The organism is Occallatibacter sp., from assembly GCF_049802275.1.
Classification (GTDB): domain Bacteria; phylum Acidobacteriota; class Terriglobia; order Terriglobales; family Acidobacteriaceae; genus Telmatobacter.
In genome coordinates this window covers 1-11,062 of the sequence record NZ_JBARMD010000400.1, presented here as the reverse complement: position 1 = coordinate 11,062, position 11,062 = coordinate 1, and the positions used below count along the sequence as shown (strand labels likewise).

Sequence of the window (11,062 nt, the reverse complement as noted above, 5' to 3'; positions counted from 1 at the left end):
TCCTGACTGCCTGCCGCACAACCTCTACGCCAATCCACGCCACCCCACCGAAAGCAACAACAGCGCCGGGCACCACCCGCTTCCACGGAAACGGAATCGGCTTCGGCGCTGCGGCTTCTTCGCGCACGCGCTCCATTACCACCGACAGAAAGCCTGACGAAGGCGCCAGTTCCTCTTCCGCACCGAGAATCCGATCAAGGTTGCTCGTCTTCTTCATGGACTCCATCGTCATGCCTCCCTCTCCGCCAATCCCATCGCCGCCTGCTCATCTTCGAGATGCGGAAACCGCTTTTTTAACAACGCTCGCGCTCTTGCCAGCCGTGCCTTTACCGTTCCTTCCGGCATCCCCATCGTCTTCGCAGTCGCGCCCACATCCATCTCGTGAAAATAAAACAGCACCACCGGCTCGCGGTAGCGCACCGGCAACGCCAGCACCGCCCTCCGGACTGCATCCGAACTTTGACGTTTCGCCATTTCGTTCAGCTGCGCCGCGGGACCACCAGGCTCCGGCGCATCCTCAATTCGCACATCGAGCGTTGGAAACCGCTTCAGTTCCGAACGGAACACATTCGCCGCAAGCGCAAACAGCCACGTCGAAAAACTGCCCTCGCGCCGCCACTGCGCCAATCCGCGCCAGGCCCGCACCAGCGCCTCCTGTGCCATCTCTTCCGCACGTCCGCGATCGCGGCAATACCGCCACGCCATATTCACCAGCGGACTCTGCCACCTGCGCACGATGCCCTCGAAGGCATTCACGTCCCCGCCCAGCACGCGCTCCACGTCAGCGAGGTCCGACTCTTGACCTCGCGCCACGCCTACGTTCCGGGCAGTCGTATTCAAATCCACCACTCTCGTAATTGTGGGACAAGGGTCCGCCGCACCTGGTTGCATTTTGTTTCCACCAATTCTTAACGGTGCGCCGCCATCCGCCATCCGACCGCCGCACCCACACTCCCGACAACCAGCGCCACGAGCGGCCCCATCCACAAGTGCGTGAATCCCGAATCCAGCGTGTTTGCGATCCCGAAGGCGTGCGCATCCGTCCACCCGCTCCGCTTGAACTCGGCCCACGTCGCCACATAATTCGCCCGCGACGGCGCAATAAACAACTCCATCGCGAACCCGGCCGTCACCCCGATCACCATGCAGACGCCCGCGCTCATCACCGCTGCGATAATTCCGGGCCGGAACCGATTCAACTCCCTGGCCGTTCGGGCTCCAGCGGCCGCCCAAAGTGCAAAGACGAACAGCATTCCCGCAAGTTGCATTGCAGGCCCTTGTACCGAGACGCCAATCCCGTTTTCCAGCGCCACATTGAGCCCTTCCACAAGACCGGCGATGCTGCCGAACAGGGCCGCGTTCCGCATCTCCGCATCCCAGTCGTCGCCTCGATTGGCGACAACGACAATAATCACCCCGGCATAGATGGCCAATGCCAGAACCACCTCCCGCAAGAACCATGCAGCGCCCGGGTTGAGAAACCATCCAGGACTTCGTTCCACTGCCGCGACCGCCATCGCGATTGAGGCAGCGATCATCACCACCAAAGCAAACGAAAATGCCGCCCGCCACGTCATCATTCGCGCAATTCGCGCACCTCCTGCTTTACTCACAAGAAAATGCAACCGGCCGGCCGGCTCCCCTGTCCCACTGTACGCATGGGATGAAACGAGTCCCCGGCAAGCAGGAGGATTGTATGGCACACCTGGTACTCCAGTTTCTCTTCGATTCTGAAGATGTCCTTATGGCGAACGGCATGTGGATTTTTCTCGCGGTCGGCGCAGTGGCGCTCTTCGGCATTTTTCTCCCCGCCACTACATGGATGGAACACCGGCGCAAGGAGCGCGAGGCTTTCTACAAGGCCGATACCATCCGCCGCATTGCCGAGGCGCCCGGTCAGGGCGGCACCGCTGCGGTTGAATTGCTGCGCGAGCAGGAGCGCATCGCAAGCATCAAGAGGCGCGAAGGCATGAAGATTGGGGGCATCATCAACATGGGTGTCGGCATCGGCGTCACTGTCTTTCTCTACGCTCTTCTTCACGGTAATCCAGTCTTTGTTTGCGGCTTGATTCCTGCGCTGATCGGTGCCGCAATGCTGGTCTACGTCTATGTTCTGGCTGAGCCGGTTTTCTAACGGCATCCGAATCTCCGCGTACCTCCCGAGCATCAGATAGTTGTTACAACAGATAAATCCCGGCCAATAATTGGGCCGGGAACGCCGGAGATTCACGATGCCCGATAACACTCAGCGGCAGCCCACCATCTTCCTTCCCCACGGTGGGGGCCCCTGCTTCTTCATGGATTGGACCTGGGGTCCAGCAGACACCTGGTATGCGACCAAGCGCTTCCTCGAGTCCGTGGCTTCTATGCTTCCCGAAAAGCCTAAAGCTCTGCTCGTTATCAGCGGCCATTGGGAGGAGCCGGCCTTCACCGCCAGCACCTCCGCCAAGCCGCCGCTCATCTACGACTACTCCGGCTTCCCCGCACACACCTACCAGCTCACCTGGCCGGCACCCGGTGATCCGGCGCTCGCCGTCCGCGCGGCCGAATTGCTTCGTAACGCCGGCCTCCCCTCCGCGACCGATCCAACCCGCGGATACGATCACGGTGTCTTCGTTCCCCTCAAGGTTGCATTCCCTGAGGCTGAGATCCCCGTCGTCACACTCTCTCTTGCCCACTCGCTCGATCCGGCTCTTCACATGGCCGCCGGCCGTGCCCTTGCTCCCTTGAGAGACGAAGGTGTCCTGATCATCGCCAGCGGCATGAGTTTCCACAATCTCCGCGCCTACTTTCATCCCGAGACCGCCGACCGCGCCCGTGCCTTCGACACCTGGCTCACCAGCGCAGTCGAATCGCCGGCTTCTGAGCGCGACGATCTACTCTCCCATTGGCGCGAAGCTCCCTTCGCGGCTTTTGCTCATCCGCGCGAGGAGCATCTGATTCCCCTGATGGTCGCAGCCGGCGCAGGAGGCGAAGCCGCGGGCAAGCGCATCTTCACCGATGAGCCCATGGGCGCGAAGATCAGCGCCTTCCGCTTCGACGGCTGATAGTTATCGCCCTCTCAGGCTGACCTTGACGCCACTGTCAATCAAAATGGCCACCAGCCCAAACAGCATCGACAAGTCAGTGCGCGCCTCGTGGATAAAACTCAGCAGCCCGTAATGGTCGAGCTTGGGCGGAGCAAACCGTGCCAGCGGATGCCCCAGCAGAATCGGCACCTTGGTGGTAAAGATCGCCGCCAGAATCACGATCAGCAGCAACAGGGCCGCATCGCCCGCATAGAAACCCAGAATCAGCGCTCCACCCGCTGCAATCTCCACCGCTCCTACGAACGGCGCAAGCACGTGCGGAAAGGGCAGCCCGATGTGCGCGAAACGTCCCCATCCCAGTTCGCCGGGATATACAAACTTCAGAATGCCCTCGGTCAGAAACACCACTCCCACAATCACACGAATCAGAATTATCGGAAGGCTCTTGCGCATAGTTTCTCCGCCTACTTGCTCTCGAGTAATTTCTCGATATCTTTCGCCAGACTCTCCGGCTTGGTAGCCGACGCGAATCGCGCCACAACTTTTCCGCCGCGGTCGACCAGGAACTTCGTAAAGTTCCACTTGATCGCGCCGCCACCCAGCGGGCCCAGCAGGCCCGGCTTTTCGCTTTTCAGGAACCGGTAAAGCGGGTGCGCCTCCCCGCCATTCACGTCGATTTTGGCAAACATGGGAAAACTCACCCCGTAGTTCTTTTCGCAGAAAGCGCCAATCTCAGCGGCAGTCCCCGGCTCCTGCGCGCCAAACTGGTTGCACGGAAAACCCAGCACCTCGAACCCGCGCTGCTTATATGTCTTGTAAAGTGACTCCAGCCCCGCGTACTGGGGCGTGAATCCGCATTGGCTGGCGGTATTCACAATCAGCAGCACTTTCCCTTTGAAATCCGACAGGCTCACCGCGGGCCCGTTCAGCATCTCCACTGAAAAACCGTAGACGGTCTCCGAGATTTCTGCCATTTTCTCCTCCATCCTCTTCGCTTTGAGGATGTCATGTTGCCCGCACCTGCGTCTAAGGATCGTGCATTCGCTCATATCCAGTCATTCAGGGTCCCCAAGGACGGGTCTTAGTCCGCGGGGTGGGTCATTCGGGATCTCCGCGGATAGGTGTTCATCCGTGGGGTTATGAACAGCGGACAGGTCTTCGTTCGTGAGGATTCGCTCTGCCCATTTCGGTCCGGTAAACTGATCTAGGACCCAAATGAGCGAGCGGTTGGCGTTGAAACAGGTTGCGGATTGTTTGCTGTCTCTTCCGCATTCACTCTTCGCCCACTGTGTCGCAAAGTGCCCGGTGTCCTGAATGACGCGAATGGCAAGTCCCGCGGACAGGTTTTGGTCCGGGGTACTGATTGGCGCGGCAGGAAAAGTTAGGAAGATTTCGGTTTCCGAGCCGAGCGCTTCATCCGTGCTTCAGGTGAGGTTGTAGCGATCAGAAGACATCGTCTTCGAGATGGTAAAATCAATCTTTCCTAAAGGCTGTAACAGAACTTAAGCAGTGAGGGTGTGCATATTCTTCCCGTGAAGCCTTACCTTGGACCGCACCAGTACTTGTGCTCGCCGCAGTGCACCAGCCCGGTGAAGATAGAGACCCCCGACGGACAGGCGGGTGCCGTCTGGGCGGGGGTACTCATCAAGAACGATGTCATCTCCCGCAATTCGCGGATTACCGCCATTATTTCCCGGCTCGTCCTGGTGTTTTTGCTTGTCTTCTCAGCTGGAGAAGCGATCGCCCAGCAGTCGCAGATCATCGAATCTATCCGCGTCATCGGCAACCGGCGTATTCCAAAGGAAACCATCCTCGCCCGTATGTTCACCCATGTCGGGGACACGTACGATCCAGTCTCGATCGAACGCGACTTCAACTCCCTCTGGAACACCGGCTACTTCGAGAACCTGCGCATCGAACGCGAAGACACGGAGAAAGGCATCATCCTCAACGTCTTCGTCCAGGAACGGCCCACCATCCGCGAAATCAATTACAAGGGCAACAGTTCCGTCTCGACCTCCGATATCCTCGACCGCTTCAAAAAGGAGAAGGTCGGCCTCTCGGTGGAAGGCCAGTACGATCCGACCAAGGTGATGCGCGCCAAATCCGTACTCGCGGAACTCCTTGCAGAGCACGGCCACCAGTTCGCCGTCATCAAGGCCGACGTCAAGACCATCCCTCCCGCCTCGGTGCAGATCAACTTCAGTATCAAGGAAGGCCCGACGGTCAAGGTCGGCGAGATCAAGTTCGTCGGCAACCAGCACATCAGCAGCGTTGTCTTGCGCCGCTCGATGAAAAATTTGAAGCCCATCGGCATCCCCTATTCTCTATTCCTCGAGAATCTCTTCGCCCGCACCTTCGACGCCTCCAAGCTGGACGAAGATACTGAGCGCGTTCGCTTCGCCTATCGCGACAAGGGTTACGCCAACGCCGCGGTCGAAACGCCCCGCACCCAGATTCGCGACGAAGGCGGACTGAACCTGCTTACCTTCCGGCCCAAACGCGGCAAGCGCATCGATATCCTGATGCCCATCGAAGAGGGCGCCCGTTATCGCCTCGGCACCATCACCTTTACGGGAAATACGCACATCAATAACACCAGGGCTCTCCGCGCCACGTTCGCGATCAAGGATGGGGACTGGTTTAACGCCAGCCTCGTCGGCAAGGGCCTCGAAAACCTCAAGAAGGCGTACGGCCAGCTCGGCTACATCAACTTCGGCGCCATCCCCAAGCCGGTCTACGACGAGCAAAAGAAGACCGTTTCGCTGCAGGTCGACATCGATGAAGGCAAGCAGTTCTACGTCTCGCGCATCGAGTTCCAGGGCAACACCATCACCCGCGACCGCGTCATCCGCCGCGAACTGCTTCTCGACGAAGGCCAGGTTTACAACTCCCAGCTATGGGAATACAGCCTCCTGCGCCTGAATCAGCTTGAATACTTCGATCCTCTCAAGGTCGATCAGGATTCCGAGGCACACCAGAACGCTGAAGCCGGCACCGTCGACCTTCTCCTCAAGGTTAAGGAGAAGGGCAAGAACTCCATCGGCCTGAACGGCGGCGTAAGCGGACTGTCGGGCGCCTTCCTCGGCATCAATTACCAGACCAACAACTTCCTGGGCCTGGGCGAAACTCTCAGTCTTCAAGGCAACATCGGCAACACAAGCCGCCAGTTCCTCTTTGGCTTCACGCAACCTTATGTCCACAACCGCCCGCTCAACGTTGGCTTCCAGATATACAACAACAAGTCTGACTTCAACGCGGCCAAGTCCTACCAGACGTCGAGCGGCGCGGCTCTCAATCTGACTAACGCTCAACAGCAGCTTACCCAGAACTACAATCAGGCCGCGACCGGTTTGAACTTCTCGCTGAGCTATCCGCTGCGTCGCCACGCCTTCCAACGCGTGGGCTTTACCTACTCACTTTCTCGGGCCAACATCACCGCGTTCAGCACGGCTTCACAGACCTACTTCCAGACCATCAGCTTCCGGTCAGGCATCCAGGGATCAAACGCGCTGGAAGGCATCGTCACCAGCCTGGCTTCATTCACCTACGCCTATAACACCGTCAACAATCCGGTACGACCGCGCTCGGGAAAAGAGTTCACAGCGGCCTTCCAGGTGGCCGGTATCTGGGGCAACGTACGCTACTTCTCGCCCCTGGTCTCCTACAAGACCTACCGCCCCATCCACTACCTCATGTTCAGTCCCAACGGACACAATATTCTCGCCTTCAAGGCCCAGCTTGGCTACATACAGGGCTACGGCGGAGATGTGGCGCCCCCGAACAACCGTTTCTATGCGGGCGGCGATTCCGAATTGCGCGGCTTCGATGTTCGCAGTGCCACGCCCTACGGTTATGTGCCCACGCGTCAGACGGTTCAGCTCACAAATCCCGACGGCTCATGCGTGCCGCGCGATCCCAACAATCCTCAGCTAAACCAGTGCATTGCGGTCCCCATTCCGGTCTACGGCATCGTCTCCATCGGTGGCGACACCAGTTTCCTCAGCAATCTGGAGTACCGCATTCCCATCGTTGGTTCCGCAATGTTCTCGCTCTTCGACGATTTCGGCATGGACGTTGTTGCCAACCGCGGCCAGCTCAAGCAAAGTCCCGAAGGCTTCGCATCTCTTACCGCTCCGCTTTACGGCTGCCCGGTCTACAACAATGGCTCCTGCCAGGGCGGCATCCCCGGCGTGGACGTCGGATTCCAGCGCGATATCCGGACGGTCGCCGGAACCAATGTAGTGCCCCGCATGTCTCTGGGCGGCGAATTCTCCATCATCATGCCTGTCATCAACGCGCCCTTTCGGCTCTACTACGCTTACAACCCGCTCCGTCTCTACGAGCGGCCCTATTGCAACGACGTAGCCCTCGGCGCCAAGGTGCAAAGCTGCACAGCCGAGCTCATCACCCGCGATATGTTCCCACCCGGCGGCGCAGGCGACTATACCTATCAGCAGACCATCCAGGCCTACGGCGCACAGAATCTCTTCCGTGAGCCGCGCAAGACCTTCCGTCTCAGCGTCTCCACCACCTTCTAATCAGATTCTGCAACCATCCGGCGCGAGGGCCGCTCATTGAGCGGCCCTCACGTTTTTGATCGCTGATCCCTGATCTCTTATCCCTCTTTATCCCGTTTGACCCCCCTCTCCGCCGCTCATATAATCGTTGTTAGTTCCTGCTGACGTCTCCGATCCGCGTCTTTTTGTCTCTGCCTCAACTGTCGCGGAGCCCCCATCGAAAAGGACCGAAGGTTGTTCAGGAGGCACAGGCTCGTCGTTGCGCCGCATGGCCGCAGGGCTGCCTTCCAGGGATTTCAAGGAGTATTGGATTTACATGAAATACACTCTCATCACCGTAGCCGCGATGGCCTCTTGCCTCGCGCTGAATGCCACCGCTCAATCGCCTGCCGTCTCCGCCGTTGCACCGAGCGCGTCGGCCGTACCTGCCGGACCAGCGAAGATCGCTGTCATCAGCTTCCAGGAAGCTGTTGCACAAACCAACGACTTCCAGCGCCGTTTCGCCGACCTCCAGAAAAAGTATGATCCCAAGCGTCAGCAGATCAAGACGCTCAGCGATGAGATCACCGGTTTGCAGAAAGAACTCCAGGCACAGTCTGCAACTCTCAGCGATGCCGAGCGCGCCTCCAAGGCCAAGCTCCTCGACGATAAGCAGAAGGAATTGAAGCGCTCCGGCGAAGACGCGCAGGCCGACTTCCAGCAGGATATGCAGCAGACCTTCTCAGCCGTTGCCGGCAAATTCGCCGAGACAATGAACGCCTATGCGGTGGAACACGGGTTCAGCCTCGTCCTCGATAACGGCAACCAGCAGCTTCCCGTCGTGCTCTACAGCAACCCTTCGGTTGACATCTCCAGGGCCATCATCGAGGCCTACAACGTCAAATCGGGCATTCCGGCCCCAACGCCGGCAGCAGGCGCGCCTGGAGCCAGGGGTACAGCTCCCGCCAGGACTCCCGCCGCTCCCAAGCCAACCGGCGCTCACTAGCCCCCAACGCATCTCTTCAGAAGGCCTCGCCTGACCCGCGAGGCCTTTTTGCGCCGAGCCATCCCAATCTCTGTTCCTCTGTTCTCTGCAGTTTGACCCCCCCACCCCGCACCCCTATAATCCATCTAGTTCCTGCTGACGTCTCCGCCGCTTCTTTTCTCGTCCTTGCTTCCGTCTAATGGAAGTCCCTCGAGGAAATTTGTCGAGAGGTCTCTCAGAGGGCGCGCGCAATGAAGGTGCCGGTTCGCCTTCAACTTGAATGCGCGACAGCCCCAGGAATTTCTAAGGAGTTTTCAAGTCGAATGAAGCGCACTCTTGCATTAGTTCTCACGCTTGCCTCAGGCCTTGCCCTGACTGCCACCGCCCAAACGCCGTCCGCTCCCGATGCCGCTGCTGCAGCCCCCGCGGGTCCAGCCAAGATCGCAGTCATCGCATTTCAGGTTGCCGTCGCGCAGACCAACGAGGGACAGCGCAGCTTCGCCGACCTGCAGCGCAAATATCAGCCCAAGCAGGCGCAGCTCAAGGCCCTTAATGATGAGATCGAGACCCTGACCAAGCAGCTCCAGGCCCAGGGCGACAAACTCAGTGACGCGGAGCGCGCGGCCCGTGCCAAAACCATCGACGACAAAAAGAAGCAGCTCGATCGCTCCGCTGAAGATGCCCAGAACGACATGCAGGGCGAGATGCAGGAACTCTACGGCTCGCTTGCTTCCAAGGTCTATGACGTCCTCAACGACTATGTGAAGCAGCACGGGTACACTCTGGTCCTCGACTTTTCGCAGCAACAGAACCCGGTGCTGTATGCCGCGGATTCCACCAACATCACCAAGGCCATCATTGACGCCTATAACGTGAAATCAGGTGTACCGGCACCAACGACGCCCACTGCGGGAGGAGCGACTGTCCCGTCGGCCCCCTCGGCCCCCAGGCCGGCAGCCCCGAGGCCAACGACTCCCCAGTAGCCGGAGCCCCGAGGCCGAACGGATCCATCATTTGCCTCGCGGGAATGGCACTGTTCGAAGATCAGAAAAACCCACTGGATCATCAAGAAAAGGCCCCGGAATCCCGGGGCCTTTTCTTCATCCGTTTCAATGCGAATTCCAGGGAACAGGCGCCATGCTTCCCATAGAGAAATGTTCTCAGCTCGCCTGTGGAAAAAATTGTGGATATCGAGTCGCATGATTCACTAAAAAAGCTGCACTTTCCTACTTGCCAAGCTTTACGCGCTCTGATAAACCTAGGAAGCTCCTTATTTATCTATCACAAGCGCAAGTCAACGAGACCACGTGCAAGCTAGGCCCGCGCCCAGGCCGCTCTGGGCCGCTGCAATGAGCTTTCCACAATTCCCTATGAATGGTTGATGACTGCGACGTGAGCCAAGTCACGATTTGAGAGTTACTTCTGCTGGTCTTCGCCCACCCGAAGCACGGCCAGAAAAGCCTCCTGCGGAATGTCCACTTTCCCGATCCGTTTCATCCGCTTCTTGCCTTCCTTCTGTTTCTCCAATAATTTGCGCTTTCGCGAGATATCGCCGCCATAACACTTGGCAAGTACGTTCTTCCGCAGCGCGCTCACCGATTCCCGCGCCACCACCTTCGCTCCGATTGCGGCCTGGATCGCCACCTCGAACTGCTGCCGGGGAATCAGTTCCCGCATCTTCGAGACCAGCGCCTTTCCGCGCTCATAGGCAAAGTCTCGGTGCACGATAATCGACAGCGCATCGACTGGCTCGCCCGACACCAGAATATCCAGCTTCACCATCGGCGATTCCCACTCGCCCGCCAGCGAATAATCCAGCGAAGCATACCCCCGCGAAATCGACTTCAGCCGATCGTAGAAATCCAGCACGATCTCATTCAGCGGCAATTCGTACGTCAACAGCACGCGCGTCGGCGTCACGTATTCGAAGTTCATCTGCTTGCCGCGCTTTTCTTCCACCAGTTTGAAGATTCCACCGACATATTCTTCATTGGTCAGAATCTTCGCCGTGATCACCGGCTCGCGGATCTCATCAATGTTGGTCGGCTCCGGCCAGCGCGAAGGATTGTCCACTTCCATCACGGACCCATCCGTCATCGTGATGTGGTAGCGCACGCCCGGTGCCGTCGTAATCAGGTCAAGCTCGTACTCGCGTTCCAGCCGCTCCTGAATGATCTCCATATGCAGCAGTCCCAGGAACCCGCAGCGAAAACCAAATCCCAGCGCCGCCGAGCTCTCGGGTTCGAAGAAGAAAGAAGAATCATTCAGCCGCAACTTCTCCAGCGCATCGCGCAACAACGTGTGCTCGTGCGAGTCCACCGTGTAGAGTCCCGCAAACACCATTGGCTTGATGTCTTCGAATCCCGGTAGCTGCTCTGACGCGGGCCGTTCTTCTTCCGTAACCGTGTCACCGATGCGCGTATCGCTCACCGTCTTAATGGTTGCCGCGAAAAATCCCACCTCGCCTGCCGAAAGCTGCGCGATCTCCACCGGCTTCGGCATCAGTACGCCCATCGACTCAACTTCGAACGACTTCCCGTTCGACATCA

The 11,062-nt window shown here is 58.7% G+C and carries 11 protein-coding genes; 5 read left to right on the top strand and 6 right to left on the bottom strand.

The features are described from left to right. From WA354_RS14060 to WA354_RS14050, 3 genes are all read right to left on the bottom strand, one after another. A partial coding sequence (locus tag WA354_RS14060; protein WP_472813645.1) for a hypothetical protein occupies window positions 1–232 on the bottom strand: 232 nt, incomplete at its 3' end. Further along, window positions 229–813 (bottom strand): RNA polymerase sigma factor, encoded by a 585-nt coding sequence (locus WA354_RS14055; RefSeq protein ID WP_472813644.1) that lies wholly within the window; start codon window positions 811–813, stop codon window positions 229–231. The genes WA354_RS14060 and WA354_RS14055, both read right to left, overlap by 4 nt. A gap of 95 nt (window positions 814–908) precedes the next feature. After that, a complete protein-coding gene (locus WA354_RS14050; RefSeq protein WP_472813643.1) occupies window positions 909–1,580 on the bottom strand; it encodes a hypothetical protein in 672 nt (223 codons plus the stop codon). Window positions 1,581–1,696: 116 nt separating this feature from the next. Here WA354_RS14050 and WA354_RS14045 point away from each other — a divergent pair, with 116 nt between their 5' ends. Together WA354_RS14045 and WA354_RS14040 are read left to right on the top strand one after the other, a co-directional pair. After that, window positions 1,697–2,134: a hypothetical protein gene (locus WA354_RS14045; protein WP_472813642.1), complete on the top strand. Its 438-nt coding sequence runs from the start codon at window positions 1,697–1,699 to the stop codon at window positions 2,132–2,134. Between the two features lie 97 nt (window positions 2,135–2,231). After that, window positions 2,232–3,047: a DODA-type extradiol aromatic ring-opening family dioxygenase gene (locus WA354_RS14040; RefSeq protein WP_472813641.1), complete on the top strand. Its 816-nt coding sequence runs from the start codon at window positions 2,232–2,234 to the stop codon at window positions 3,045–3,047. 3 nt (window positions 3,048–3,050) lie between these two features. Here the strand turns inward: WA354_RS14040 and WA354_RS14035 are convergent, their stop codons facing one another. Then, on the bottom strand, window positions 3,051–3,482 hold the full coding sequence (locus tag WA354_RS14035) for a DoxX family protein (protein ID WP_472813640.1): 432 nt from the start codon (window positions 3,480–3,482) through the stop codon (window positions 3,051–3,053). Window positions 3,483–3,493: 11 nt separating this feature from the next. Continuing rightward, on the bottom strand, window positions 3,494–4,003 hold the full coding sequence (locus WA354_RS14030) for a glutathione peroxidase (protein ID WP_472813639.1): 510 nt from the start codon (window positions 4,001–4,003) through the stop codon (window positions 3,494–3,496). 543 nt (window positions 4,004–4,546) lie between these two features. Between WA354_RS14030 and bamA the strand changes: the two genes are divergently transcribed. The 3 genes from bamA to WA354_RS14015 all read left to right on the top strand — a co-directional run bounded on the left by bamA (window position 4,547) and on the right by WA354_RS14015 (window position 9,496). Beyond that, on the top strand, window positions 4,547–7,570 hold the full coding sequence (gene bamA, locus WA354_RS14025) for an outer membrane protein assembly factor BamA (protein WP_472813638.1): 3,024 nt from the start codon (window positions 4,547–4,549) through the stop codon (window positions 7,568–7,570). A 295-nt stretch (window positions 7,571–7,865) separates the two neighbouring features. After that, window positions 7,866–8,534: an OmpH/Skp family outer membrane protein gene (locus tag WA354_RS14020; RefSeq protein WP_472813637.1), complete on the top strand. Its 669-nt coding sequence runs from the start codon at window positions 7,866–7,868 to the stop codon at window positions 8,532–8,534. A gap of 302 nt (window positions 8,535–8,836) precedes the next feature. Further along, window positions 8,837–9,496: an OmpH/Skp family outer membrane protein gene (locus WA354_RS14015; protein WP_472813636.1), complete on the top strand. Its 660-nt coding sequence runs from the start codon at window positions 8,837–8,839 to the stop codon at window positions 9,494–9,496. 433 nt (window positions 9,497–9,929) lie between these two features. Here the strand turns inward: WA354_RS14015 and lepA are convergent. After that, a partial coding sequence (lepA, locus tag WA354_RS14010) for a translation elongation factor 4 (protein WP_472813635.1) occupies window positions 9,930–11,062 on the bottom strand: 1,133 nt, incomplete at its 5' end.

Coding starts and splice junctions, on each gene's coding strand:
- WA354_RS14030 (WP_472813639.1), bottom strand. CDS start 4,003: ATGGCAGAAATCTCGGAGACCGTCTACGGTTTTTCAGTGGAGATGCTG.
- WA354_RS14050 (WP_472813643.1), bottom strand. CDS start 1,580: ATGATGACGTGGCGGGCGGCATTTTCGTTTGCTTTGGTGGTGATGATC.
- WA354_RS14020 (WP_472813637.1), top strand. CDS start 7,866: ATGAAATACACTCTCATCACCGTAGCCGCGATGGCCTCTTGCCTCGCG.
- WA354_RS14040 (WP_472813641.1), top strand. CDS start 2,232: ATGCCCGATAACACTCAGCGGCAGCCCACCATCTTCCTTCCCCACGGT.
- WA354_RS14015 (WP_472813636.1), top strand. CDS start 8,837: ATGAAGCGCACTCTTGCATTAGTTCTCACGCTTGCCTCAGGCCTTGCC.
- WA354_RS14035 (WP_472813640.1), bottom strand. CDS start 3,482: ATGCGCAAGAGCCTTCCGATAATTCTGATTCGTGTGATTGTGGGAGTG.
- WA354_RS14045 (WP_472813642.1), top strand. CDS start 1,697: ATGGCACACCTGGTACTCCAGTTTCTCTTCGATTCTGAAGATGTCCTT.